Annotated in this window: 22 protein-coding genes; 6 read left to right on the forward strand and 16 right to left on the reverse strand. The window is 72.4% G+C overall.

The features are described 5' to 3' along the window. The first annotated feature begins 19 nt into the window (after positions 1 to 19). From ACWC2B_RS12925 to ACWC2B_RS12935, 3 genes are read left to right on the forward strand one after another with little or no spacing between them, the layout of a single operon-like run. The gene (locus ACWC2B_RS12925; protein ID WP_450716518.1) at positions 20 to 928 is read left to right on the forward strand and encodes an ABC transporter permease; all 909 of its coding nucleotides are present in this window, start codon (positions 20 to 22) and stop codon (positions 926 to 928) included. Continuing rightward, entirely contained in the window at positions 925 to 1,893 is a 969-nt protein-coding gene (locus ACWC2B_RS12930; RefSeq protein WP_450716519.1) for an ABC transporter ATP-binding protein, read from the forward strand. Before ACWC2B_RS12925 ends, ACWC2B_RS12930 begins: the two co-directional genes overlap by 4 nt. Continuing rightward, positions 1,890 to 2,882, forward strand: coding sequence for an oligopeptide/dipeptide ABC transporter ATP-binding protein (locus tag ACWC2B_RS12935; RefSeq protein WP_450716520.1), 993 nt, complete (start codon positions 1,890 to 1,892; stop codon positions 2,880 to 2,882). Before ACWC2B_RS12930 ends, ACWC2B_RS12935 begins: the two co-directional genes overlap by 4 nt. Here the strand turns inward: ACWC2B_RS12935 and ACWC2B_RS12940 are convergent. From ACWC2B_RS12940 to rimP, 10 genes are all read right to left on the reverse strand, one after another. Then, the gene (locus ACWC2B_RS12940; RefSeq protein ID WP_450716521.1) at positions 2,869 to 3,306 is read right to left on the reverse strand and encodes a hypothetical protein; all 438 of its coding nucleotides are present in this window, start codon (positions 3,304 to 3,306) and stop codon (positions 2,869 to 2,871) included. The genes ACWC2B_RS12935 and ACWC2B_RS12940 overlap by 14 nt on opposite strands. Before the next feature lie 282 nt (positions 3,307 to 3,588). After that, positions 3,589 to 4,548 (reverse strand): bifunctional riboflavin kinase/FAD synthetase, encoded by a 960-nt coding sequence (locus ACWC2B_RS12945; RefSeq protein ID WP_450716522.1) that lies wholly within the window; start codon positions 4,546 to 4,548, stop codon positions 3,589 to 3,591. A 75-nt stretch (positions 4,549 to 4,623) separates the two neighbouring features. Beyond that, complete coding sequence (locus ACWC2B_RS12950) at positions 4,624 to 8,196, reverse strand: trypsin-like peptidase domain-containing protein (RefSeq protein ID WP_450716523.1); 3,573 nt, start codon at positions 8,194 to 8,196, stop codon at positions 4,624 to 4,626. A gap of 208 nt (positions 8,197 to 8,404) precedes the next feature. After that, on the reverse strand, positions 8,405 to 9,310 hold the full coding sequence (gene truB, locus ACWC2B_RS12955; RefSeq protein WP_450716524.1) for a tRNA pseudouridine(55) synthase TruB: 906 nt from the start codon (positions 9,308 to 9,310) through the stop codon (positions 8,405 to 8,407). Continuing rightward, on the reverse strand, positions 9,307 to 9,750 hold the full coding sequence (gene rbfA, locus ACWC2B_RS12960) for a 30S ribosome-binding factor RbfA (RefSeq protein ID WP_450716525.1): 444 nt from the start codon (positions 9,748 to 9,750) through the stop codon (positions 9,307 to 9,309). The genes truB and rbfA overlap by 4 nt, the downstream gene beginning before the upstream one ends. 33 nt (positions 9,751 to 9,783) lie before the next feature. Beyond that, entirely contained in the window at positions 9,784 to 10,077 is a 294-nt protein-coding gene (locus tag ACWC2B_RS12965; protein WP_114041264.1) for a DUF503 domain-containing protein, read from the reverse strand. Between the two features lie 154 nt (positions 10,078 to 10,231). Then, positions 10,232 to 13,369 (reverse strand): translation initiation factor IF-2, encoded by a 3,138-nt coding sequence (gene infB, locus ACWC2B_RS12970; RefSeq protein WP_450716526.1) that lies wholly within the window; start codon positions 13,367 to 13,369, stop codon positions 10,232 to 10,234. Positions 13,370 to 13,517: 148 nt separating this feature from the next. Continuing rightward, positions 13,518 to 13,796: a YlxR family protein gene (locus tag ACWC2B_RS12975; protein ID WP_078966750.1), complete on the reverse strand. Its 279-nt coding sequence runs from the start codon at positions 13,794 to 13,796 to the stop codon at positions 13,518 to 13,520. A 125-nt stretch (positions 13,797 to 13,921) separates the two neighbouring features. Then, positions 13,922 to 14,911, reverse strand: coding sequence for a transcription termination factor NusA (nusA, locus tag ACWC2B_RS12980; protein ID WP_053728946.1), 990 nt, complete (start codon positions 14,909 to 14,911; stop codon positions 13,922 to 13,924). 2 nt (positions 14,912 to 14,913) lie between these two features. Beyond that, the gene (gene rimP, locus ACWC2B_RS12985) at positions 14,914 to 15,462 is read right to left on the reverse strand and encodes a ribosome maturation factor RimP (protein ID WP_450716527.1); all 549 of its coding nucleotides are present in this window, start codon (positions 15,460 to 15,462) and stop codon (positions 14,914 to 14,916) included. A gap of 225 nt (positions 15,463 to 15,687) precedes the next feature. On the opposite strand from rimP, the gene ACWC2B_RS12990 reads away from it, so the two are divergent. From ACWC2B_RS12990 to ACWC2B_RS13000, 3 genes are read left to right on the forward strand one after another with little or no spacing between them, the layout of a single operon-like run. Then, positions 15,688 to 16,176 carry a hypothetical protein gene (locus ACWC2B_RS12990; protein WP_450716528.1) on the forward strand — a complete coding sequence of 163 codons (489 nt, stop codon included), beginning with the start codon at positions 15,688 to 15,690 and terminating at the stop codon, positions 16,174 to 16,176. Beyond that, positions 16,176 to 16,634, forward strand: coding sequence for a ferritin-like domain-containing protein (locus ACWC2B_RS12995; protein ID WP_450716529.1), 459 nt, complete (start codon positions 16,176 to 16,178; stop codon positions 16,632 to 16,634). Before ACWC2B_RS12990 ends, ACWC2B_RS12995 begins: the two co-directional genes overlap by 1 nt. Positions 16,635 to 16,673: 39 nt before the next feature. Further along, complete coding sequence (locus ACWC2B_RS13000) at positions 16,674 to 17,573, forward strand: aminoglycoside phosphotransferase family protein (RefSeq protein ID WP_450716530.1); 900 nt, start codon at positions 16,674 to 16,676, stop codon at positions 17,571 to 17,573. Positions 17,574 to 18,101: 528 nt separating this feature from the next. On the opposite strand, the gene ACWC2B_RS13005 is transcribed toward ACWC2B_RS13000, so the two are convergent. From ACWC2B_RS13005 to dxr, 6 genes are all read right to left on the reverse strand, one after another. After that, positions 18,102 to 19,802, reverse strand: a complete 1,701-nt coding sequence (locus ACWC2B_RS13005; protein WP_450716531.1) for a proline--tRNA ligase — start codon at positions 19,800 to 19,802, stop codon at positions 18,102 to 18,104. Positions 19,803 to 19,875: 73 nt separating this feature from the next. Beyond that, positions 19,876 to 20,439 carry a GNAT family N-acetyltransferase gene (locus ACWC2B_RS13010; RefSeq protein ID WP_450716532.1) on the reverse strand — a complete coding sequence of 188 codons (564 nt, stop codon included), beginning with the start codon at positions 20,437 to 20,439 and terminating at the stop codon, positions 19,876 to 19,878. 43 nt (positions 20,440 to 20,482) lie between these two features. Further along, entirely contained in the window at positions 20,483 to 21,328 is an 846-nt protein-coding gene (locus tag ACWC2B_RS13015; RefSeq protein ID WP_450716533.1) for a GNAT family N-acetyltransferase, read from the reverse strand. A gap of 520 nt (positions 21,329 to 21,848) precedes the next feature. Then, positions 21,849 to 23,006 (reverse strand): flavodoxin-dependent (E)-4-hydroxy-3-methylbut-2-enyl-diphosphate synthase, encoded by a 1,158-nt coding sequence (ispG, locus tag ACWC2B_RS13020; protein ID WP_450716534.1) that lies wholly within the window; start codon positions 23,004 to 23,006, stop codon positions 21,849 to 21,851. 210 nt (positions 23,007 to 23,216) lie between these two features. Beyond that, a complete protein-coding gene (locus ACWC2B_RS13025; protein ID WP_450716535.1) occupies positions 23,217 to 24,518 on the reverse strand; it encodes a M50 family metallopeptidase in 1,302 nt (433 codons plus the stop codon). Then, entirely contained in the window at positions 24,515 to 25,765 is a 1,251-nt protein-coding gene (dxr, locus tag ACWC2B_RS13030; protein ID WP_450716536.1) for a 1-deoxy-D-xylulose-5-phosphate reductoisomerase, read from the reverse strand. Before dxr ends, ACWC2B_RS13025 begins: the two co-directional genes overlap by 4 nt. Between the last annotated feature and the right edge of the window lie 67 nt (positions 25,766 to 25,832).

Here is a 25,832-nt window from a genome sequence, read left to right on the forward strand (position 1 = left end):
ACGGGATCGGGGCGGCCCGATGACCACGACCACCGCCCCCGACAAGGCGGGCTCGCTCGCCTGGGCACGCCGCCGCGACTCCCTCGCCCGCTTCTGGCGCTCCTACCGCACGCACCGGGCCGGCCTGTACGGTCTGGCGGGCCTGGCCGTCATCGCGCTGATCGCGCTCACCGCGCCGCTCACCGTCGGCGGGGACGTCCAGAGCGTGACCAGCGCTCCCGGCACCGCCCTGGAGTCGCCGAGCGGCCAATTCCCGCTGGGAACGGACCAGTTCGGCCGCTCGCTGCTCGGCCTGCTGATCTGGGGCGCCCGGATCTCGCTCGCCGTCGGGCTGCTCGCGGCCGCGCTGAGCGTGGCGATCGGCACGCTGGTCGGGATCCTCGCCGGGCACTACGGCGGCTGGCTCTCCACGGCCTTGATGCGGATCACCGACTGGTTCCTGGTGATGCCGACGCTGGTGCTAGCGATCGTGCTTGCCACCGTCATGTCGCACAGCCTCTGGACGGTGATCCTGGCCATCGGCGTGACGTCCTGGCCGACGACGGCCCGCCTGGTGCGGGCGCAGACCATCGCGGTCGAGTCGCGCCCGTACATCGAGCGGGCCCGAGCGCTCGGCGGCGGCCACGGCCACATCATGACCCGGCACGTGCTGCCGAACGTGATGCCGCTGGTCCTCGCGCAGACCACGCTGGGCATCTCCAACGCCATCCTCACCGAGGCCACCCTCGCGTTCCTGGGTCTGGGCGATCCGACGGTGGTGTCCTGGGGCGGCATGCTCCAGGACGCCCGCGAGGCGGGCGCGGTCTCCTCCGGCCACTGGTGGTACCTGGCCCCGCCCGGCATCGCGATCGCACTGGTGGCGCTCTCCTTCACGCTCTGCGGCCGCGCCGTCGAGGCCGTCCTCAACCCGAAGCTGGGGGCCCGATGAGCCTGCTTGAGATCAGGGACCTGTACGTCACGTACGGGACCGGGGCGGCGGCCGTGCGCGGCGTCGACCTGACGATCGCGCCCGGCCAGAAGCTCGGCATCGCGGGCGAGTCGGGCTGCGGGAAGTCGACCCTGGCGATGGCGCTGCTGAGGCTGCTTCCCTCGTCGGCGAAGCTGACGGGGTCGGTGCTGCTCGACGGCGAGGACGTCCTCACCATGAAGTGGGGGCGGCTGCGGGCGGTGCGCTGGGCGGGCGCGTCCATCGTGTTCCAGGGCGCCATGCACTCGCTGAACGCCGTGCACCGCATCGGCGACCAGATCGCCGAGCCGATCCTGCTGCACGGTCTCGCCACCCCGGCCGGGGCCCGCACCCGCGTCGGCGAACTCCTCGAACAGGTCGGCCTGCCCGCCTCCCGCGCGGACGCCCACCCGCACGAGCTGTCCGGCGGCCAGCGCCAGCGCGTCATGATCGCGATGGCGCTCGCCTGCGCCCCGGACCTGATCGTCGCGGACGAACCGACGACCGCCCTCGACGTGATGATCCAGGCCCAGATCCTGCGTCTGATCGAGCGGCTCGTCGCGGACCAGGGCATCAGCCTGCTGATGATCAGCCACGATCTGGCGGTCCTGGCCGACACGTGCGACCGGCTCGCGGTGATGTACGCGGGCCGCATCGTCGAGGAGGGCCCGGCCCGCGAGGTCTACGCGGCGGCCCGGCACCCGTACGGCCGGGCGCTGTCAGCCGCCTTCCCCCGCATCGGCGACCCCGCCTCGCGCCGCGCGCCCCGTGGTCTGCCGGGCGATCCGCCCGACCCGTCCGCACTGCCCGCGGGTTGTACCTTCCATCCGCGCTGCCCGGTCGCGATCGGCGTCTGCGCCGTTGACGACCAGCCTCTGCGCGACGCCGGCCCGGACCACCGGGCGGCCTGCGTGCACGCCGGGACCCTGTCGAGGAGCACCGCATGACCACCACCACGGCCCCCCTCCTCAGCGCCGCCGGCCTGCGCGTCACCTTCCCCGGCCGGCGCGGCGCCCCGCCCGCCCGCGCCGTCGACGGCGTCGAACTCACCGTCGGTGCGGGCGAGATCGTCGCCCTGGTCGGCGAATCGGGCTGCGGCAAGACGACGCTCGCCCGAACCCTGCTCGGCCTGGTCACCCCGACCGGGGGCACGGTCGCCTTCGACGGCAGCCCGCTCGACCACCACGCGCGCGCCCTGAAGGCGTACCGCAAACGGGTCCAGCTGGTCCTGCAGGACCCGAGCGGCTCGCTCAACCCCCGGCACACGGTGTACGACGCGGTCGCCGAGGGCCTGCGTATCCACCAATCCCCGGGCGACGAGCGGGAGTTGGTGGCCCAGGCGCTGTCCCGGGCGGGCCTGCGCCCGCCCGAGCGGTTCTTCCTGCGCTACCCCCACGAGCTGTCGGGCGGCCAGCGTCAGCGCGTGGTGATCGCGGGCGCGCTCGTCCTGGACCCCGAACTGATCGTCGCCGACGAGCCGGTGGCCTCCCTGGACGCCTCCGTACGCGGCGAGATCCTGGCGCTGCTGCTTCGCCTGCGGGACGAGCTGGGTCTGTCCGCCCTTGTCGTGACCCACGACCTCGGGCTGGCTTGGAACATCGCGGACCGGGTGGCGGTGATGTACCTGGGCCGCATCGTGGAGACGGGCCCCGTCGAGGACGTCCTGACGCGCCCTCAACATCCTTACACCCAGGCCCTGTTGTCGGTGCTTCCCGAGTCGCCCGGCGAACCGGTGGTCCTCACGGGCGAGCCACCGGACCCGTCCCGCATCCCGTCCGGCTGCCGCTTCCACGCCCGCTGCCAGGTCCTCGCGTCCGGCGAGGCGGACCGTGCGGGCGTGGCGGAGCGCTGCCGCACCGAGGACCTCCCGGTCCTGGCGGGCGGCACGGCGGCGCAGGTCGCCTGTCACTGGGCCGCGGCGGTCAGGCCTGGTTGAGGGCTTTGCGGGCGCCGGCTTCGGCGGGGAGTTCGCGTACGAGGAGGGTTCCGCAGGTCATTCCGATCCACCAGGCGACGCACGGCGGGAAGAACGGGGCGAAGAACAGCAGCGGCCCGCCGCGCCTGCCGAAGTCCGGGTCCGCGCTGCCGCGCCCGCGCCGTGCCTGGCGGTGCCGGATCCAGGCCTGCTCGGGGGTGGGCGGATCGGCCAGCTCGGCCCGGATGGTCCGCCGCCCCCAGATCCATCCGCGTACGAACCCGACGAGGCCCAGTGCTCCCACGGCCACGTCGACGACCCGGTGCCAGCCGGCCGGCAGGCCCGATTCGATGCCCTGCCAGATCGCCACGGAGAGCCACCCGAACAGGGCGCCGAAGCCCAGCAGGACCACCCCTTGCCGGACGCGGCGGAGCCAGTAGCCCACGCCCCGCCGATACCAGGAGGTGCCCAGGAGAGGGAGCTTCGCGGGCCCCGCGCTCTCAGAAGAGACCCTCGAACCCATTCCACGCCTTCTTCCCCGGGCCCGCCGCGTCGTCGCCGAGCCGCTTCAGGTCGTCTCCGGCCCTACGCGCGGCGCAGCAGTCCCAGTACGCCGAAAACCGCCCATACCCTGCCCCCATGCGCAATGGATGCCGGGTCTTGGACGGTTTCAGGCCACTGATTGACCGGTGCTTGACCTGATCAAGTGGCATCGGCCGAAAGGGGGCTAGTCCCGCCCGGCCTCGTACGCCTCGATCAGCTCGGTGGACCGCTTCACGTCGTTGCCGATCGCTTCCAGCAGGTCCTCGATGGAGTCGAACTTGGCCATGCCCCGCACATAGGCGAGGAAATCGACGGCGACGTGCAGCCCGTACAGGTCGAGCCCGACCCGGTCGATGGCGTACGCCTCGACCGTCCGCTCGGTGCCGTCGAACTGCGGATTGGTGCCGACCGAGATCGCCGCGGGCATCCGCTCGCCGTCGGCGGTGAGCCAGCCCGCGTACACGCCGTCCGCGGGGATCGCGGTGTGCGGCAGCGTCTCGACGTTCGCGGTCGGGTAGCCGAGCTCGCGGCCGCGCTGGGCGCCGCGCACGACGACGCCCTCGACGCGGTGCGGGCGGCCGAGGATCTCGGCGGCGCCCTCGACGTCGCCCTCGGTGACCAGGCGGCGGGTCAGCGTGGAGGAGAACGGCTCGCCGCCGCCCGCCTCGCCGCGCACCCTCAGGTCGATGACCTCGACGTCGTAGTCGTAGGTGCGGCCGAGCTCGGCCAGGACCTCGACGTTGCCCGCGGCCCTGTGGCCGAAGCGGAAGTTGGGGCCCTCGACGACGAGCTTGGCGTGCAGCTTGTCGACCAGGACCTTCACCACGAAGTCGGCGGCCGACAACTTCGAGAACTCGCTGGTGAAGGGGAGGACGAGGACCGCGTCCACGCCGAGCTGCGCCATCAGTTCGGCGCGCCTGTGGTGCGGGGCGAGCAGCGGCGGGTGGCTGCCGGGGCGCACGACCTCGCTGGGGTGGGGGTCGAAGGTGACCACGACGGAGGGCACGCCCAGCTCGCGGGCGCGCTCCACGGCCCGCCCGATGATCAGCTGGTGTCCGCGGTGCACCCCGTCGTAGGAGCCGATGGTGACGACGCTGCGTCCCCAGTCCTGGGGGATGTCCTCCAAGCCACGCCAGCGCTGCACTGTGACCGCTCCTCGAACCTGTTTACGTCGTTGACCCTGAGAGCCCGCGTCAGTTCAGACACAGGTTCTTATGCGTTATGCAGGTCTAAGACTGCCATGCCCGGCCGCCCGGGATCGCATCGGCATGGGGGAGCCCAGCGTCTCCACCGTGCGGCGGGCGCTCGGGCCGACCACCGCGGCCCACTCCTGCGGCGCCTGGAGGAGCCATCCGGCGACCTGCGCGGCGAAGCCCGGGACCTCCTGGCACAGCTCGACCAGGTGCCGGTCGAAGCGGGCCGCGCCCTCGGGCGTCCGGACGAAGAGGAGCCCCGTGCGGTGCACGAGGTCGCGGGTGCGCGCCTCGGCCCGCTCCGCCGAGCCGGTCGCCGCGGCGCCGAGCAGCGCGTCGAGGACGGCCAGGTCGCGGGATTCGTACCGCTCGAATTCCAGGAGTACGTCGAGCAGCTCGGAGCGCAGCGGGCGCGAGGCCCGGGTGCCGGGGGCGGCCAGGACGGGGGCGAGCGCGGATCGGACGGGATGGGCGCGGCCGCGCAGCAGGCTGGTGACCATGGGGAAGAGCACCGCGCGGGCGGCGGGGCCGTGTTCCAGGCGCCGGTCCACGAAGTCCGCCGCGTGCCCGGCCGCCTCGGGGTGGTGCTCGACGTGGTCCTGGACTAGGGCGGCCGCGCGCCGGGCGAGGGCCGGGGTGTTGATCTCCGCGAGCGCGTCGAGGACGTCGGCGGCCCCGGCGCCGCCCCGGTGGAGCCGCGCCTGGAAGGCGGCGAGGACGGGCTCGGGATGGGTGGTGAGGGCGGCGGCGAGCGCGGACGCGGGGAACCTGGCGTCCCCCGCGGTGTACACGGCGAGCGCCTCGTCGAGGTGGCGCCCGCGGGTGCGCGGGTCGCGGACCAGGAGGGCGAGCGCGGCGCCGTGCAGTGCGGTGTCCGTCGGGCGGGCGAGCAGGGCGAGGGCCGCGTAGCGGAGCAGCTCGCGGTCGGCGGCGGTACGGATGCCGAGGGCGACGCGCGGCCCGTAGGTGGCGGCCGCGGCGCGCCGCTCCGGCCGGTCGTCGTGGGCCCAGCGGTCCACGGCCCGGCAGAGCGCGGACGGCTCGTCCTCGGCGAGCTGGGTGAGGAGTTCGTCGGCGCGGACGTGGGCGGTCGCCACGAGCGCCTCGGTGAGGTCGTCGACGGCCAGCGCCCGCCTCGCATACAGCAGGGCCTGTGCCGCCCGCGCGACGGTGGGCCGCACATCGGTCCCGGGCGCCACGGGCAGCGGCCGCTCGTCGGTGAACCAGCGGCAGAGCAGCGGCTGTACGGTCCTGGGCTCGACGGCGAGCCGCCGGTCGACGGCGTCGAGGTAGCGCTCCCAGCCGGGCGAGGCCCCCGGCACCCCGTCGGCGGGCACCAGCCGGCGCAGCAGTTCGAGCCTGCGGTCGTCGCTGAGCCGCAGCCGCATCCAGAACCAGGGCCCGAACTCCCCCAGCGCACCGAGGTGCGCCGGGCCGCCCTCCCGTACGGAACGGCGGCTGATCCGGTCCGCCAGCAGGCGCAGCACCTCTTGGTAGGGCCGTACGTCGGGAACCCTCAGCAGGGTCTCGGTGAGGAGGCGGACCGCCCACCACTGGGCGTCCGCGAACCGGTCGTGGCCGGCGCCCGCCGCCGGGGTGCGGTCCAGGACTTCCACCAACTCCTTGAGTTTAAGGGCGAGTTGAGTGGAGCCCTGCTGGCTGCCGAGCAGCAGCAGGGCTTCGAGGACGGGCCCGATGCGGTGCCGCGGCACCGGCAGGGAGCGCCCGGCGGGGGCGGGTCCCGAGCCCGGCGGGGGCGGTACGTGGCCGTGCGGCACGGCGCTGAGGGCGGGGCGCGAGGGGAGCCGTACGACGGTCCCTGGGTCGCTCTCGTCGTACCAGCGGTGCACCAGGGCGTACAGCGCGGCGTCCAGGTCGAGGTGGGCCGCCTGCACCCAGTCGGCGAGCTCCTCGTGCGCGAAGCGGTAGCCGGACCCGGCCGGCACGAGCAGGCCCTCGGTGAGCACCGCGGAGGCCGATCCCGTACGCCAGGGGAAGATCTCCTCGAACGACTCGCGGTCCAGCTCGCCCTGGCCGGGACCGAGACAGCGCCGGGCCGCCTCGTGCACCTGCCCGGCGACGCGTGCCGCGAGTCTGCGCACCGCGCTGCCGCGCACCGGCGGGCGGGCGGAGGCGGCGACGCGTACCGCGATCCGCAGGCACATCAGGTCCAGGTGGGCGGAGAAGACGTCCTCGCGGTCCGGCTTGCCGTCGACCTCGCCGGGCAGCGCCGCCCGCACCTCGGCGAGCAGCCGCAGCGTGAGCGGGTGGCGGGCGTCGCGGTCGGGGAGCGCGCCCTCGGGGATGCCGTAGCGCTCGCGGGCCCGCGCGGCCTCCTTGCGCCCCAGGTCGCCGATGCGCACGGCGTCCGGAAGGCGGGGCAGCGGGGCGGGGTGCAGGACGCCCCGGGGGTAGTGCGCCCCGGCCTGTTCCCAGTGCTCGGGCCGGCAGGCGACGACCATGCGCGCCCCGACCGCCCCGAGCCAGTCCACGGTCCCGGCGGTCCATGCGGCCAGCCGGTGGGCGAGCAGGGGCGGCATCTCCTCCGGCCCGTCGAGCAGGACGAGCAGGGGCCGCCCGGCCTCGCGGGCGAGCCGCGCCACCCGGTCGGGGGTGGCCGCCTCCTGGCCGCCGGGCGGGGAGGCGGCGACGATCCGGGCGGCCTGGGCCAGTGCGCGGTCGACCGCGTCGGCCACCGAGGCGTCGTCGGCGCGCAGGTCGGCGCCGCGCAGCCACAGCGTGGGCGCGGGCTCGTCGCCGCGCGCCCGGCGGCGGGCGAACGCGGCGAGCTCGGTGGTGCGCCCGGTGCCGGGGTCCCCGACGAGACCGAGCACGAGGGCGTCGCCGGTGGAGAAGGACCCGAACTCCCTGAGCGTGGAACGTCGTTCAACGGGGTCCTGCCACCCGCCGGGGCCGCCTACGGAGCCCACGGAGGTGGCGGTGAGCTGGAGCGCCCCTGCCAGGTTCAGATCGCGACCGTAGGCGGGCACAGTGGCGGCGTTGCGCCGCAGCAGCTCGGCGAGCGGCCCCTGCGCGGCGCGCAGCGGCACCGCGAAGCCGGAGGCCTGGTGGGCGGCGTGCAGCGCGGTCCCGACCACCCCGAGGACGGCCCCGGTGACGGTATCGACGACGGGCCCACCGCTGGCTTCGCCGCCGAGCCGCATGGCCTCACTGCCGGCCGTCCCGATCGCCAACTCCAGTACGCCGCCCAGGAGATGGAAGCGATCGGTGGCGGTGTAGGTGACGGGAGAGGTGCCGAGGACCCGCGCCTCGCGCCACCCGTGGGCGGCGACCCGCACATAGGTGCCCGTACGGATGTCGGCGCGCGCGGAGATCGGCAGCGGGCGCACCCCGAGCCCGTCGGTGCGCACCAGGGCGAGGCCGGCCTCGGGCAGGGAGGTGAGGTCGTCGGCCTCGGCCAGCCAGGTCCGCTCGCCGGGGGCGTGCAGCACCACGCGGGTCAGCCCGTCGACGGCTTCGTGGCTGGTGACGACGGTCCCCCGGTCGTCCGCGACGAACCCCGTCCCGCGGGTCCGCCCGGCCAGATCACAGATCCGTACGAGCGTCTCCCCGCCCTCTCCCCCAGCCCCGCGTTCCATGTCCGAAACGGTAGTTCTGGGGTGATCCGCCCGAGAAGAACGTCGAGGGAAAGCGCCCCCCTGCGCTCCCGTGGTTCACTCCGAGCGCCTGCTCGTAGGGGTGAATCCCCCAGGCGGTGCGGATAGACCCCTTGCGAGGGGGATCGTGGAGCGGGCCGCCCCGCCCGCTCCACGGTGGGTGTCGGAACTGTGTCTCAGCGCCTGTGTCTCAGCCGAACACGGCGAGGCTCTTGGCCTTGCCCTTCTGGCTCTCGACCAGCGCCAGGAACTTACCGTCGGGCCCGAACACCCCGACCGCCTTCCCGGTCTCGTACTCGTCCGGCATGTCCAGGCGTACGCCGTTGAGCAGCAGCGAGCCGCGCCGGGCATCGACGTCCCAGCGGGCGAACGCGGCCGCCGCGGCCTCGGCCACCGGCATCACGGTGAGCGACTCCTGGAGCTGGTCCAGGGTGCGGGCCGCATCGAGCCCGTAGGGGCCGACGCGGGTGCGGCGCAGCGCGGTGAGGTGGCCGCCCACGCCGAGCCCGGCCCCGAGGTCACGGGCGAGCGCCCGGATGTAGGTGCCGGAGGAGCAGACGACGGAGACCACCAGGTCGATGACGGGGGTGCCGTCCTCGGCGACGGCCTCGCGGACGTCGTACACCCGGAACGAGGAGACGGTCACCGGGCGGGCCGGGATGTCGAACTCCTCGCCGCCGCGCACCCGCGCGTAGGACCGCTTGCCGTCGATCTTGATCGCGGAGACCTTGGACGGCACCTGCATGATGGCGCCGGTCAGCGCGGCGACGCCCGCGTCGATGCCCTCGCGGGTCACCTTGGACGCGTCGGTCGACGAGATGATCTCGCCCTCGGCGTCGTCCGTGATGGTGTCCTGGCCGAGCCGGATCGTACCGAGGTACTCCTTCTCGGTCAGGGCGAGGTGACCGAGGAGCTTGGTGGCCCGCTCCACGCCCAGGACGAGCACGCCGGTCGCCATCGGGTCGAGGGTGCCCGCGTGGCCCACGCGGCGGGTCTTGGCGATGCCGCGCATCTTGGCCACGACGTCGTGCGAAGTGAAGCCCGACGGCTTGTCGACAATGACCAGGCCGTCGGGCGTCTTTGCTGCGGTGCTCATGCGGAGGCGTCGTCCTCGTCGCCGGGCTTCTTGTACGGGTCGGCGTCACCGGCGAACTTGGCGCCCGAGGACACCTCGCGCACCGCGGCGTCCGAGGCCCGCGCCTTGTCGAGGAGGTCCTCGATGGTCTTGGCGTTCTCGGGGAGCGCGTCCGCGATGAACGTCAGGGTGGGCGTGAACTTGGTGCCGGCGGCGGAGCCGACGGCGGAGCGCAGGATGCCCTTGGCGCTCTCAAGTCCCGCGGCGGCGGCCGCCCGGTCCTCGTCGTCCCCGTACACCGTGTAGAAGACCGTGGCCTCCCGCAGGTCGCCGGTGACCCGGGTGTCGGTGATGGTGACGTGCGTTCCCAGGCGCGGGTCCTTGACGCCACGCAGCAGCTTCTCGGCCACCACCTCCCGGATGAGGTCCGCCAGCTTCTTCGCCCGCGCGTTGTCGGCCACTGGTCCTTCTCCTTCTCAAGCCTTGCTCGGTGTTCAGTCTTCGTCGCTGTGGAGCCTGCGTCTCACCGACAGCAGCTCCACCTCGGGCCGGCCGGCGACGAGCCGCTCGCACCGGTCGAGTACGTCTGTGAGGTGCCCCGTGTCCCCGGACACCACCGCGAGGCCGATCTCGGCCCTGCGGTGCAGATCCTGGTCGCCGACTTCGGCCGCACTCACCGCGTACTTGCGCTGGAGTTCGGCGACTATCGGCCGGACGACGGAGCGTTTCTCCTTCAGCGACCGTACGTCGCCGAGGAGCAGGTCGAAGGACAGCGTCCCCACATACATGTATGTCCGGATGTCCCGCCGGTACGGGTTAGAGGACCCCGCCAAAAGCTTGGCAGGGACATCAAGAACCGTACCGGAACGGCCGGGGCCGATCGACGGAAATATCTTCCCGCCGATCGGCCCCGACTGCTGAGGTACGGGTCAGCCTCGCGGACTAGCCGCGCGGCTTCTCGCGCATCTCGTACGTCGCGATGACGTCGTCGATCTTGATGTCGTTGAAGTTTCCGAGGTTGATACCACCCTCGAAGCCTTCGCGGATCTCGGTGACGTCGTCCTTGAAGCGGCGCAGCCCGGAGATGTTGAGGTTCTCCGCGATGACCTTGCCATCGCGCAGCAGGCGCGCCTTGGTGTTGCGCTTGACCTCGCCGGAGCGGACCAGCACACCGGCGATGTTGCCCAGCTTGGACGAGCGGAAGATCTCGCGGATCTCCGCCGTGCCGAGCTCGACCTCTTCGTACTCCGGCTTGAGCATGCCCTTGAGGGCCGCTTCGATCTCCTCGATGGCCTGGTAGATCACCGAGTAGTACCGGACGTCGACACCCTCGCGCTCCGCCATCTGCGCCGCGCGGCCCGCGGCGCGGACGTTGAAGCCGATGACGATGGCGTCGGAGCCGGTCGCCAGGTTGATGTCGGACTCGGTGACCGCACCCACACCGCGGTGCAGGACGCGGATGTCGACCTCGTCGCCGACGTCGAGCTGGAGCAGCGAGGCCTCAAGGGCCTCCACCGAACCGGACGCGTCGCCCTTGATGATGAGGTTGAGTTCCTGCACCAGACCGGCCTTGAGGGCCTCGTCCAGGTTCTCCAGGGAGAACCGCACGCCCTTGCGGGCGAAGCGGACGTTGCGCTCACGGGCGGCACGCTTCTCGGCGATCTGACGGGCCGTACGGTCCTCGTCGACGACCAGGAAGTTGTCGCCGGCGCCCGGGACGTTGGTGAGACCGAGGACGAGGACCGGGGTCGAGGGACCCGCCTCTTCCACGTTCTCGCCCTTGTCGTCGAGCATCGCGCGGACTCGGCCGTACGCGTCGCCGACCACCATGGTGTCGCCGACCCGCAGGGTGCCTCGCTGGACCAGGACGGTCGCGACGGCGCCGCGGCCGCGGTCGAGGTGGGACTCGATCGCGATGCCCTGCGCGTCCTGCTCCGGGTTGGCCCGCAGGTCGAGCGAGGCGTCGGCGGTGAGGACGACGGCCTCCAGGAGGGACTCGATGTTGAGGCCCTGCTTGGCGGAGATGTCGACGAACATCGTGTCGCCGCCGTACTCCTCGGCCACCAGACCGAACTCGGTGAGCTGACCGCGCACCTTGGTCGGGTCGGCGCCCTCGACGTCGATCTTGTTGACCGCGACCACGATCGGCACGTCGGCCGCCTTGGCGTGGTTCAGCGCCTCGATCGTCTGGGGCATCACACCGTCGTTCGCCGCCACCACGAGGATCGCGATGTCGGTGGACTTCGCACCACGGGCACGCATGGCGGTGAACGCCTCGTGACCCGGGGTGTCGATGAAGGTGATCTTGCGGTCTTCACCGTTGACCTCGGTGGCGACCTGGTACGCACCGATGTGCTGCGTGATGCCGCCGGCCTCGCCCGCAACGACGTTCGTCTTGCGGATCGCGTCCAGAAGGCGGGTCTTACCGTGGTCGACGTGACCCATGACGGTCACGACCGGCGGACGCGCGACGAGAGCCTCCTCGCCACCCTCGTCCTCACCGAACTCGATGTCGAAGGACTCAAGCAGCTCGCGGTCCTCCTCCTCGGGGCTGACGATTTCGAGGATGAAGTTCATCTCGTCGGCGAGGAGCTTCAGCGTCTCGTCGGAGACGGACTGCGTGGCGGTGACCATCTCGCCGAGGTTCATCATCACGCCGACGAGCGACGCCGGGTTGGCGCCGATCTTCTCGGCGAAATCGGTCAGCGAGGCACCGCGCGACAGGCGGACGGACTGTCCGTTGCCGCGGGGCAGCATGACGCCGCCCACCGACGGGGCCTGCATGGCCTCGTACTCCTGGCGCCTCTGACGCTTCGACTTGCGACCACGACGGGCGGGCCCGCCGGGACGGCCGAAGGCACCCTGCGTGCCACCGCGGCCACCCGGGCCACCGGGACGGCCCTGGAAACCGGGACGACCGCCGAAGCCGCCGCCACCACCGGGAGCGCCGCCACCCGGACGGGGGCCGCCGAAGCCGCCGCCGCCACCGGGACGACCGCCGCCACCGGGACCGGCCGGACGGCCGGCGAAGCCGCCGCCACCACCGGGACGACCGGCACCGCCGCCGCCACCCGGACGGCCACCGGGACCACCGGGACCACGGCCACCGGGGCCGCCGCCGGGACGCGGGCTCGCGGCCGGACGCTGCGGCATCATGCCGGGGTTCGGACGGTTACCGCCCGGGGCGCCACCAGTCCCGGGACCGGGACGTGCGCCGCCCTGCGGACGGGGCATGCCGCCCGGGCTCGGACGGGCGCCGCCCTGACCCTGCGGACGCGGAGCGCCGCCGGGGCCACCCTGCGGACGCGGGGCGCCACCGGGCGCACCGGCACCGCCGGGACGGGGCGCGCCGCCGCCGGGACGGGGCGCCTGCGGGCGCGCCATGCCGGTGGAGCCACCAGAGGTGAAGGGGTTGTTGCCGGGACGCGGACCGGCCGGACGGGCACCGCCCGGACGGGGAGCGCCCTGACCCGCGGGGCGGGCCGGACGGTCGCCGCCGCGCTGGCCGCCATCGCGCTGGCCACCGTCACGCTGACCGCCGGCCGGAGCCGGACGGGACGCGGGGCGGGGACCGGGGGTGGCGCCGGCGGGACGCGGGGCCTGGGGCGCCGCGGGCTGGGCCGGAGCCGGAGCCGAGAACTCGGCGGCGGGCACCGGGGTGACCGGGGCCGGCTTGGCCGGGGCGGGCTTCGGACCCGGGCGCGGGCCCGAGGCGGCCGGAGCCTGAGAGGGGGTGCTGCTCACCGGGGCGGCCGGGGTGACCGGGGCCGCAGGCGCGGCGGGGGCCGGCTTGGGGGCCGGGGCGCCGGGCTTCGGGGCAGCGGGACGTGCCGCAGCGGCCGGGGAGGGCGCCGCGGGCTTGGCCGGCGTCGCCTTGCGGGGCGCGCCGGGCTTGGCAGCGGACTTGCCGGCGTTGCCGCCGGGCCCCTGCAGTGCGTCAGTCAACTTGCGTACAACCGGCGCCTCGATCGTCGAGGACGCCGAACGGACGAATTCACCGAGTTCTTGGAGCTTGGCCATCACGACCTTGCTCTCAACCCCGAACTCCTTGGCGAGTTCGTATACCCGGACCTTAGCCACTTCGCTCCTTTTAGGTCCGGGTTACCGCCGGACCGTCGCTACTTCATGGGCGTACTCATCGCGTACTCATCGAGTGCTCATCGCAATCTCGACCTACTTCCAACTCGCGAGGTACCTGACCGCACGGGATTCCGTGCCGTACTTCTTCTTACGTTGCTGCCTGCTCGACGTACTCCCGCAGTGCCGCGGTGTCGAGCGCTTCCTTGACCTTGAAGGCCCTGGAGAACGCCCGGCGGCGGACCGCCTGGTCGAGACAGACCGAGGCGGGGTGTACATATGCACCCCGGCCGGGCAGCGTACCGCGAGGATCAGGGGCGCAAGCACCCTCGACCGCCACGATGCGCAGCAGATCGCTCTTGGCCGCTCGCTCCCGGCATCCCACACAGGTTCGCTCAGGGCAGGCGCGGGCGTGCGTCCGGCCAGACACGTTTAAGTCTACCTCCCCGTACCGACCTCACCCCTTTGGGGCAAAAATCGAACGGTTGTTGTCCAGAAAGCTAACCCTGCCCCCCAGAACGGGGTCAGGGCCACTTCTTATTCCCGTCGGGCCGGTCAGTCCTCGGTGGGCTGCTCGGTGTCCGGGCGGATGTCGATGCGCCAGCCGGTGAGGCGGGCGGCGAGCCGGGCGTTCTGCCCTTCCTTGCCGATGGCGAGCGAGAGCTGGTAGTCCGGCACGGTCACCCGGGCGGAACGGGCCGCGAGATCCACGACCTCGACCTTGGAGACCCGGGCCGGGGACAGCGCGTTGGCCACCATCTCGGCCGGGTCGTCCGACCAGTCGACGATGTCGATCTTCTCGCCGTGCAGCTCGGCCATGACGTTGCGAACTCGGCCGCCCATCGGGCCGATGCAGGCGCCCTTGGCGTTGAGGCCGCTGCGCGTCGAGCGCACCGCGATCTTCGTACGGTGACCGGCCTCACGGGCGATCGCGGAGATCTCCACCGAACCGTCGGCGATCTCCGGGACCTCAAGGGCGAACAGCTTCTTGACGAGGTTCGGATGGGTGCGCGACAGGGTCACCGAAGGACCGCGCACACCCTTCGCCACCCGTACGACGTACGTACGAAGGCGCAGCCCGTGCGTGTACTCCTCGCCCGGCACCTGCTCCTGCACCGGCAGCATGGCCTCCATCTTGCCGATGTCGACCAGCACGTTCTTGGGGTCCTTGCCCTGCTGGACGACGCCGGTGATGACGTCGCCCTCGCGGCCGGCGAACTCACCGAAGGTGATGTCGTCCTCGGCGTCGCGCAGCCGCTGCAGGATGACCTGCTTGGCCGTGCTCGCCGCGATGCGGCCGAAGTCCGACGGGGTGTCGTCGAACTCCTTGGCCTCCTGGCCCTCTTCGAGGTCGGCCGGGTCTTCCTTCGCCCACACCGTGACATGACCGTTCTCACGGTCGAGCTTCACGCGCGCACGCCGGAAGCTGCCCTCGGTGCGGTGGTAGGCGATGAGGAGCGCCGACTCGATCGCCTCGACCAGCAGGTCGAAGGAGATCTCCTTCTCCCGGACCAGACCCCGCAGGGCACTCATGTCGATGTCCACGGCTACGCCTCCTCTTCGTTCTGAATGTCGTTCAGGATGTCGTTCTTGCTGTCTTCGGCGATCTCGTTCTTTCCGTCCTTGCGGCTGAACTCGATCTCGACCCGCGCCTTGGCGATCTCGGCGAAGGCGATCCGGCGGGCGGTGGGCTTGCGCCCCTTCACACCCGGGATCTCGGCGTCGATGCCGTCGTCGTCGGCTTTGAGGATCCGCGCGACCAGCTCGCCGCCGTCGTGCAGCTGGAGCCGGGCGAGCCGGCCGGTGGCGCGCAGGTAGTGGCGGAGTTCGGTGAGCGGGCGCTCGGCGCCCGGAGACGTCACTTCGAGGACGTACTCCTCATCGCCCATCACGTCGCTCTCGTCGAGCAGCTCGGAGACCGCCCGGCTCAGCTCGGCGCAGGTGTCCAGCTCCACGCCCTCGTCGGAGTCGACCACGATCCGCAGCACCCGCCGGCGGCCCGCCCGGGACACCTCGATCTCGTCGAGGTCCAGATCCTTCGCGCTGACGAGCGGCTCAAGGAGACCGCGCAGCCTGTCGCTCTGGGTCGTGCTCATCCGGGTGACTCCTCGGCCGCGTCTGCTGTTGTGGGGATCGTCGTCGCGTACGGCGGCCGTCATGGGACCGCCGCCGTCAGATCAAAGGGTATCCGGTCCCGGAGGGTGTTGCCGTCCACGGCCCGGGGCCCGCGGGTACGCTCGCCTGCGGTGATCACTCGGTCACCGGCGGACCGGCACACAGGGGAGAGACACGTGCGGCACCCGGGGACCACGCGGAGGCGTGTGCTGGCCGTGACGGGAGCGGCGGCCGCGGGCGTGCTGGCCGGCTGCTTGGGCGACGGCTCCGAAGTCGGTACGCGCGGCTCGGCGACCGAGGCGAGCGAGACGGCTGCCCGCGCGGAGGCCGCGCTGCGCGCCACGGCCTCGGCCACGAGCCGGGCGCTTGTCACCCAGTACGACGCGGTCCTCGCGATGCATCCGACGCTGCGGGACCGGCTCGCCCCGCTGCGCGACCAGGCGGCCCAGCACACCACGGCCCTCGCGCCGGCTTCGACCGCCGCCCCCTCCTCGTCCCCCGCCGCCCCGGCCGCGGTCTCGACGTCCGCGTCCGACGCGGACGAGGCCCTCAAGCAGCTCGCGGAGGCCGAACGGCGCACCTCCGACGCCCAGTTGGCGGCCCTGGCGACCGCGCCGCCGGAGCTCGCCCGGCTGCTCGCCTCGGTCGCGGCGGCCAACGCGGGGCACGCCTTCCTCCTCGGCGGGGGCGCCTGATGGCTCAGGCCCCGCACGCGACACAGACCGCGGCACAGGCCGCGCTGGCCGCCGAACACGCGGCGGTGTACGGGTACGGGGTGCTCGGTGGCCGGCTCTCCGATGCCCGCGCCGCCGAGGCCCGCGACGCCTACACCGCGCACCGCTCCCGCCGGGACTGGCTGGCCCGTACGGTACGTGACCTGGGCGGATCGCCGGTGGCGGCGGCCGCCGCGTACGCCCTGCCGTTCGCCGTGCCGGACGCCGCCGCCGCGCTGCGCCTCGCGGCGGACCTGGAGGACCGGGTCGCCGACGTCTACTCGGACCTCGTCCGGGCCGCCCAGGGACCGCTGCGCCAGGAGGCGGCCGGTGCGCTGCGGGAGGCGGCGGTGCGGGCCGTTCGCTGGCGGGGCGGGAGCGTAGCCTTTCCTGGGCTCGCGGAACGCCCGAGCGCACCGGTTCCACCGGCCAGTACCTGAGTTCCACCGGCTAGTACCTGAGCAAGGGGCAATACACGCATGGCTTTCGAACCGCCTGAGCGGCTGGTACGCGCGCTCGGCGAGACGTACGGGGACACGCTGGCCGGGCCCTGGCTCGACCGGTTGCCGGAGCTGGCCGAGGAGTCGGCGGCCCGGCGCGGGCTCGCCGTAGACCGGGTGCAGGCGCCGGGCGGCCGCTCCAGTCTGGTCATCCTCGTACGCCGTCCGGACGGCACGCCGGCCGCCCTCAAGGTCGCCCCCGCCTTCGCCCGCCCGGACCTGGAGCGCGCGGCGCTGGCACACTGGAACGGCTGGGGCGCGGCCCGGTTGATGGAGGACGAGGCCCCCGACGACGCGCTGCTCCTGGAGCGGCTGCACCCCGAGGTGTCGCTGCGCTCGCTGCCCGAGGCGAAGGCGCTGCTCGAAGCGGCCGGGACGGTGCGGCGCCTCTGGGTCGAGCCGCCGGGCGGCCACGCCTTCGAGACGGTGGCCGAGCGCACCGAGCGCCAGAGCGTGCCGATGCGGGCGCGGCAGGACGCCGAACTCGCCCCGCTCGTCTCGGCGGCGCTGGCGTCCCGCGACGAACTCGCCGCATCGGAACCGGAGTTGGTGCTGTTGCACGGCAACTTCCGGCAGAGCAAGGTGCTTTCGGGCGAGCGGGCGCCGTGGCTGACGGTGGGGCCCGAGCCGCTGGTGGGTGAACGGGCCTATGACCTGGCCCGGTTGGTGCGCGACCGTGTCGAGGACCTGATCGCGGCGCCGAGCGGGGCGTCCGCGGCCCGCCGCCGCGTCAACAAACTCGCCGACTCGCTGGACGTCGATCCCGCGCGGCTGCACGGCTGGACGCTGTTCCGGGCCGTGGAATCGGGCCTGCGCGCCCGTGCGGCGGGCCGCGACCGGGACGCGGAACTACTCCTGGAATTCGCGGGCTGGCTGTAACCGGCCCGCCCGGCAGCGGGGGTGTGGCCAGGGGGGGTGCGCTGGGGCTCCGCCCCAGACCTCGAAGGCGCCCCACCCCGCCCCTTCCCGAAAGCCTCCGGCGGATGGGGGGGTGGAGTGGGTGTGCCGTCGGTCGCGCGGACCGTGGGTGGCTGGTCGCGCAGTTCCCCGCGCCCCTAGCGGTGCCGTGGCTGGTCGCGCCCGCGCGGCGCAGCCGCACGTGTCACAGCCCCGCGCCCCCTAGCAGCGTCCATGCTGGCCCACATCGGGGCATTTCAGCCCGTCCGGCGTTTGAGGACGAGCGCCCTTCAGGCGCGAACGGGGTCTGGGGCGGAGCCCCAGGGAACGACCACCGGGCCGCACGCGGACATCTCACCCCCCGGCGGGTTTCGGGAAGGGGCGGGGTGGGGCCACCGGGGGCTGGGGCGGAGCCCCAGCGCACCCCGCCGCCCCTCCCCCCCGGGAGGCCACGCGGCGGAGCCGCAGAGTGTCACAGCGGGAAGGGGCGGGGTGGGGAAGACCCGGCCGTCAGGACCTCAGGCGGGCGATCGCCTCGGCCAGCGGGAGCTCCTCGCGCTCCCCCGTCCGGCGGTCCTTCAGCTCGAAGACGCCCTCGGCCACGCGACGCCCGGCCACCAGGATCTTCGGGACGCCGATCAGCTCCGCGTCGGTGAACTTCACGCCGGGCGAGACGCCGGCCCGGTCGTCGACCAGGACCCGCAGCCCGGCGGCGCGCAGCTGCTCGGCCGCGTCGAGAGCGGCCTCGGTCTGGACCGCCTTGCCCGCGGCGACGACGTGCACGTCCGCCGGGGCGATCTCGGCCGGCCAGCACAGACCCTTGTCGTCCGCGCTCTGCTCGGCGAGGGCTGCGACGGCGCGCGAGACACCGATGCCGTACGAGCCCATCGTGACCCGGACCGGCTTGCCCTCCTTGCCGAGGACGTCGAGCTGGAAGGTGTCGGCGTACTTGCGGCCGAGCTGGAAGATGTGGCCGATTTCGATCGCCCGGTCGAGCTTGAGCCCCGCGCCGCAGGACGGGCAGGGGTCGCCCTCCTCGACCACGACGACGTCGAGGTAGTCGTCGACCTCGAAGTCGCGGCCGCAGACCACGTTGCGGGCGTGGGTGTCCACCTTGTTGGCGCCGGTGACCCAGGCCGTGCCGTTCGCGACGCGCGGGTCGGCGATGTAGCGGACCTTCTCCAGGCCCTGCGGGCCGACGTAGCCGCGTACCAGGTCGGGGCGGTCACCGAAGTCCTCGGCGGTCACGAGCTCCACGACGGCGGGCGCCAGGTGCTCGCCGAGCTTGCCGAGGTCCACCTCGCGGTCGCCGGGCACGCCGACGGCCACGATCTCACCGTCCACCTTGACCAGGAGGTTCTTGAGCGTGGCGGACGCCGGGATGCCCAGGTGGGCTGCCAGGGTCTCGATGGTGGGGGTGTCGGGCGTTGCCAGCTCCTCGACGGGGCCGTGCGCGGAGCCGTCGACCGCGGCGGCCACGAACGTCACGGCCTCGGTGTTCGCCGCGTACTCGCAGGCCGGGCAGTCCACGAAGGTGTCCTCGCCCGCGGCGGCCGGGGCCAGGAACTCCTCGGAGGCGGAGCCTCCCATGGCGCCGGAGACGGCGGACACGATCCGGTAGTCGAGGCCGAGCCGCGCGAAGATCTTCTGGTAGGCGGCGCGGTGCAGCGCGTACGACTCGGCGAGGCCCTCGTCGGTGGTGTCGAAGGAGTACGAGTCCTTCATCTGGAACTCGCGGCCGCGCAGCACGCCGGAGCGCGGGCGGGCCTCGTCGCGGTACTTGGTCTGGATCTGGTAGAGCATCACCGGCAGGTCCTTGTAGGACGTGCACTGGTCCTTGACCGTCTGCGTGAAGATCTCTTCGTGCGTCGGGCCGAGCAGGTACTCGCCGCCCTTGCGGTCCTTGAGCCGGAACAGCAGGTCGCCGTACTCCTCCCAGCGGCCGCTCGCCTCGTACGCGTCCTTGGGCAGCAGCGCGGGCAGCAGGACCTCCTGCGCGCCGATGGCGTCCATTTCCTCGCGTACGACGGTGGTGATGTTGTCCAGGACCTTCTTGCCGAGCGGCAGCCAGGTCCAGATGCCGGCGGCGTTGCGGCGCACGTATCCCGCGCGGACCAGGAGCTTGTGGCTGAGCGTCTCGGCGTCCGCCGGGTCGTCGCGCAGTGTCTTGGCCATCAGACGGGACATGCGCTGAACCTGGGCGGCTGCCATGGATTTCTCTCCTGTACGTGCACGGGGTGATGCCTGGAGGTTAGCCGGGCGGCCCGAGTGCGCGGTAATCCATTCAGCGGAATTCCGTTTGGCCGTGCCTCAGCAGGGGGAGAGGCGCGCCCATCACGGCGTACGGCCGGGCCGCGCTCGGGAAGTGCACCTGGCCGGCCAGATCGACGTAGCCGAGCCCCCGGTACAGGGCGCGGGCGGGGCTCTCCGTGTCGATCGCGGAGAGGATCGAGCGGGGTTCGGAGGCGGTGTCGGTGATGGTGGTGATGAGCGCGCGGCCCAGGCCCCGGCCCTGGAAGGCGGGGTGGACGTGCAGCTCGGTGATCACGAAGGAGTCGTCGAGCCACCACTCGGCACCGTTGTTGCGCAGATACGGCTCGACGACGGTGGACCACCAGTGGGCCCGGTCGTTGGGCATGCCGTACACGAAGCCCACCAGGCGCCCGTGGGAGGTGGTGGCGCCGAGCGCCCTGGCTCCGGGGTAGGACAGGTGCCGCAGCACGATGTGGCGGCGCACTCCTACCTCTTCGGCACTGAGCCCGAAGGCGACCGCCTGTACGGCGAGGGCCTCGTCCACGCGGGCCGCGAGGTCGAGCGGTCCGACCAGTACGTCAGAGTCAGCAGGCATGGGCGCACCCTAACCTCAGAGCCGGGCCCTCAGCCCCGGGCTCTCAGAACAGGACGCTCATGAACGCCCCGGTCTCACGGAAACCGACCCGTCGGTAGCAGGCCCGGGCCGGGGCGTTGAAGTCGTTCACGTACAGGCTCACGAGGGGGGCGACGTCCGCGAGCGCGTAGCGCAGGACGGCTGCCATGCCGGTGGCCGACAGGCCCTTGCCGCGGTGTTCGGGGGCGACCCAGACGCCCTGGATCTGGCAGGCCTGGTTGGTGGCGGCGCCGATCTCGGCCTTGAAGACGACCTTGCCGTCCTCGATACGGGCGAACGAGCGCCCGGAGCCTACGAGTTCGGCGACCCGGGCCTGGTAGAGCAGTCCGCCGTCGCCCGCGAGCGGGGAGACGCCGACCTCTTCGGTGAACATGGCGACGCAGGCCGGCATGATCACGTCCATCTCGTCCTTGCGGATCCGGCGGACGTACGGGTCCGGGGCGATGTCCTCGGGCATCTTCTCGGCGACCATCAGCGGCTGGTGCGGGCGTACGTCGCGGGCCGGGCCCCAGTGCGGTTCGAGGTGGCGCCACAGCTGGGCGGTGGGTTCGGCGGGGCCGACGATCGAGGAGCAGCGGCGGCCGGTGCGGCGGGCGCGGTCGGCGAAGGAACGTACCGCCTCGGGCGTCGCGCAGATCGGTACGAGGTTGGCGCCGGAGTAGCAGAGGGAACGCAGGTGGCCGTCGGCGTACCAGCCCCACATCTCGCCGCCGAGGCGCCAGGGGTCGAGGCCGGCGATCTGTACGCGGGAGGTCACGAAGGCGTTGGCGACCGGGTCGCTCTCCAGGATGGCGAGCGCCGCGCCGAGGTCGCCGGGTTCGAGGACCCGGGTGGTGGTCTGCATCAACACGAGGGGGCCTCACGGTACGGTCTGCTGATCTCCGCACTGTACCTGCCACCCTGCGCCCCGCGCCCGTACACCCGGGGCTCCGCCGGGGAGCGGGGGCAGGTGCTGAACTCCTGGGGCTCCGCCCAAGACCCCGGGGGTTTCCACCCGCCCGCCCGTGCAGGGGGTTGGCCGGTTCAGCTTCTGGGGCTGCGCCCCAGATCCCCATCGCGCCTGAACGGCGCTCGTCCTCAAACTCCCCCAAGGCCTTAAGGGCCAGGGGGGACCCCCATGACGGGCTGAAGATGCCTGTGCTGGCCAGGATCAACCCTGCTAGGGGCGCGGGGCTGTGACATGTGCGGCTCCGCCGCGATGGGGGTCCCCCTGTTCATGGGGGTCCCCCCTGTTCGAGCGAAGCCGAGAACTTGGGGGAGAAGCCGAGAACTTGGGGGAGCGACCAGCTACCCGCGGCCCGCAGCCGACACAAATCCGCCCCTCCCCCCAACCCCCGGAGGGTCTAGGGAAGGGGCGGGGTGGGGGAAACTCAGCCCGCCACCGACACCTGCGGCTCGCCCGACGTGATGCCGTCCTTCTCCATCTGCTCCGCGATCTTCATCGCCTCGTCGATCAGCGTCTCCACGATCTTCGACTCCGGGACCGTCTTGATGACCTCGCCCTTCACGAAGATCTGCCCCTTGCCGTTGCCCGACGCCACACCCAGATCGGCCTCACGCGCCTCGCCCGGACCGTTCACCACACAGCCCATCACCGCCACCCGCAGCGGAACCTCCATGCCCTCCAGGCCCGCCGTGACCTCCTCGGCCAGCTTGTACACATCCACCTGGGCGCGCCCGCACGAAGGACACGACACGATCTCCAGCCGGCGCTGCCGCAGATTCAGCGACTCCAGGATCTGGATACCGACCTTGATCTCCTCGGCGGGAGGCGCGGACAGCGAGACCCGGATGGTGTCACCGATGCCCTCGGCGAGCAGCGCGCCGAAAGCCACCGCCGACTTGATCGTGCCCTGGAAGGCCGGGCCCGCCTCGGTCACGCCCAGGTGCAGCGGGTAGTCGCACTGCGCGGCCAGCTGACGGTAGGCGTTGACCATCACGACCGGATCGTTGTGCTTCACCGAGATCTTGATGTCGCGGAAGCCGTGCTCCTCGAAGAGGGACGCCTCCCACAGCGCCGACTCGACCAGCGCCTCCGGCGTCGCCTTGCCGTACTTCTTCAGCAGCCGCGCATCCAGCGAGCCCGCGTTCACACCGATCCGGATCGGCGTGCCCGCGTCCTTCGCAGCCAGCGCGATCTCCTTGACCTTGTCGTCGAACTGCTTGATGTTGCCCGGATTCACCCGCACCGCCGCACACCCCGCGTCGATCGCCGCGAACACGTACTTCGGCTGGAAGTGAATGTCCGCGATCACCGGGATCTGCGACTTCCGCGCGATCGTCGCCAGCGCATCGGCATCGTCCTGCGTCGGACACGCCACCCGCACGATCTGACAGCCGGACGCCGTCAGCTCGGCGATCTGCTGCAACGTCGCACCGATGTCCGACGTCCTCGTCGTGGTCATGGACTGCACCGAGACGGGTGCGTCCCCGCCGACCGCCACGGAACCGACCTGGATCTGGCGGCTCTTGCGACGCTCGGCCAGCCTGGTCGGTACGGACGGCATTCCCAGTGAAATCGCAGTCATCTGCTGTGCAACCCCAAGGTGTGGATCAAGGTCCCGAGATCGGCGGGCTCCAGCCTTCGAGGTTACGTCACCCTGAGGGCCCCGAGCACACGGTGCCCCCGGAGTTCACGCGAAGGGGCGGCCCGGGCACGCTGTGCACCCGGCCGCCCCTGTCTGCGTACGACAACTCGTACACCACCGGCGTACGGCAGACCTCTCCCCCGCGACCGGCTAGGTGATCTTCACCGGGTTCACCACGTCCGCCACGAGCACGAGCAGCGTGAAGCAGATGAAGATTCCGGCCACCACGTACGCGACCGGCATCAGCTTCGCCACGTCGAACGGGCCCGGGTCGGGGCGCTTGAGGACGCGGGCGAGGTTGCGGCGCACCGACTCCCACAGGGCGCCCGCGATGTGGCCGCCGTCCAGCGGCAGCAGCGGCAGCATGTTGAACAGGAACAGCGAGAGGTTGAAGCCCGCGAGCAGGAACAGGAACGTCGCGATGATGTTCTGCGTCGGGGCGTCCAGGTTGAGCACCTCGCCGCTGAGGCGGGCCGCGCCGACCACGCCGACCGGGGAGTCGGCCTTGCGCTCGCCGCCGTCGAAGGCAGCGTTCCACAGGTCCGGGATCTTGCCGGGCAGGGCGACGATCGAGTGCACGCCGTTCTCGACCATGTCGCCCATGCGGTTCACGGACGCGCCGAAGCTGAGCGGCTGGATCTCGGTCTTGGCGGCGAAGCCCAGGTAGCCGGCCGGGACGTACTGATCGGGGACGACCTGGCCGTCGGAGTCCTTCTTGGCCACCATGTTCTTGGCGAGCGTGGGGTGCAGGACGACCTGTTGGCCCCCCCGCTCCACGGTGATCGTGGCCGGGCCGATGGTCTCGCGGATGCGGTCCGAGAGGTCGGACCAGTCCTTCACGGGCTTTCCGTTGAACGCGACGATCTTGTCGCCGGTCTTCATGCCCGCGGCCTCGGCGGGCGAGGCCGCGTCGCCCGGCTTGCAGGTCTCGCGCTTCTCGCTCTGCGCGATCACGCACTTCTGGACGCCCGCGACCTGGGTGGTCTGGGTCGCCATGCCGAAGCCCATGAGGACGGTGAGGAAGATCGCGACCGCGAGGATCAGGTTCATGAACGGGCCCGCGAACATGACGATGACGCGCTTCCAGGGCTTGCGCGTGTAGAAGAGCCGGTCCTCGTCGCCGGGCTGGAGCTCCTCGAAGGCCGCGGCCCTGGCGTCCTCGATCATGCCGCGGAACGGCGAGGTCGACCGCGCCTCGATGCGGCCGTCCGCGCCGGGCGGGAACATGCCGATCATGCGGATGTACCCGCCGGCCGGAATCGCCTTGATCCCGTACTCCGTGTCGCCCTTCTTGCGCGACCAGATGGTGGGGCCGAAGCCGACCATGTACTGGGGCACGCGGATACCGAAGAGCTTGGCCGTGGAGAGGTGGCCGAGCTCGTGCCACGCGATGGAGATGAGCAGCCCCACGGCGAAGAGCGCTATGCCGAGGACCGTCAACAGGATCGTCATGCGCGTGCCTCCGCTGTTGCCTTCACCGCGAGTTCCCGGGCCCGGGCGCGTGCCCAGGTCTCCGCTTCCAGGACGTCCGAGACCGTGAGGGAAGTTCCCGTCCGCGGCGTTCCGTGTTCGTCGACGACCTCGGTCACCGTCTCCATGATCCCGCTGAACGGGAGTCGCCCGGCCAGGAACGCGTCCACGCACTCCTCGTTCGCGGCATTGAACACCGCCGGAGCCGTCCCGCCCAGTTCCCCGACGTGCCGGGCGAGTCCCACCGACGGGAACGCGTCGTTGTCGAGCGGGAAGAACTCCCAGGTCGAGGCCTTGGACCAGTCGAAGGCGGGCGCCGCGTCCGGGATCCGCTCGGGCCAGCCGAGCCCGATCGCGATGGGCCCGCGCATGTCCGGCGGGGTCGCCTGCGCCAGCGTGGAGCCGTCGGTGAACTCGACCATGGAGTGGACGTAGGACTGGGGGTGGACGACGACCTCGATGCGCTCGAAGGGGATGTCGTAGAGCAGGTGGGCCTCGATCACCTCCAGGCCCTTGTTGACCAGGGTCGCCGAGTTGACCGTGATGACGGGGCCCATCGCCCAGGTGGGGTGGGCGAGGGCGTCGGCCGGGCGCACGTCGGCGAGTTCGCTCTTGGTACGTCCCCGGAAGGGCCCGCCGGACGCGGTCACGACGAGCTTGCGCACATCGGCGCGCTTGCCGGCGGCCAGCGCCTGGAAGAGAGCCGCGTGCTCGGAGTCGACCGGAATGATCTGGCCGGGCTTCGCGATCGCCTTCACGAGCGGGCCGCCGACGATCAGCGACTCCTTGTTGGCGAGCGCGAGCGTGCGGCCGGCTTCGAGCGCGGCCAGCGTCGGGGCGAGCCCGATCGAGCCGGTGATCCCGTTGAGGACGGTGTGGCAGGGGGAGGCCGCGAGCTCGGCGGCCGCGTCCGGGCCCGCGAGGATCTCGGGGAGCGGCTCGGCGCCGTACTGCGCCGCCAGCGCCTCGCGCAGCGCGGGCACGGCGTCCTCGCGCGCCACCGCGACGGCGGCGACCCGCAGCCGCCGGGCCTGCTCGGCGAGCAGCTCGACCCGGCCGCCGGCGGCCGAGAGCGCGGTCACGCGGAAGCGGTCGGGGTTGCGCAGGACCAGGTCGATGGCCTGGGTACCGATGGACCCGGTGGATCCGAGGACCACCACATCGCGTCGGCCGACGACTGGATCGAAGGCGATGTGGGGGTCGGCGAGGGGGGCTGGGCTGTCGCTCATCCCCCCATTGTTGCCGCATCGCCTGTGGGCCCGGACAGCGCTCCTGCCAAGAGGACCGGGACGAGTG

Source organism: Streptomyces sp. NPDC001415 (assembly GCF_053597395.1).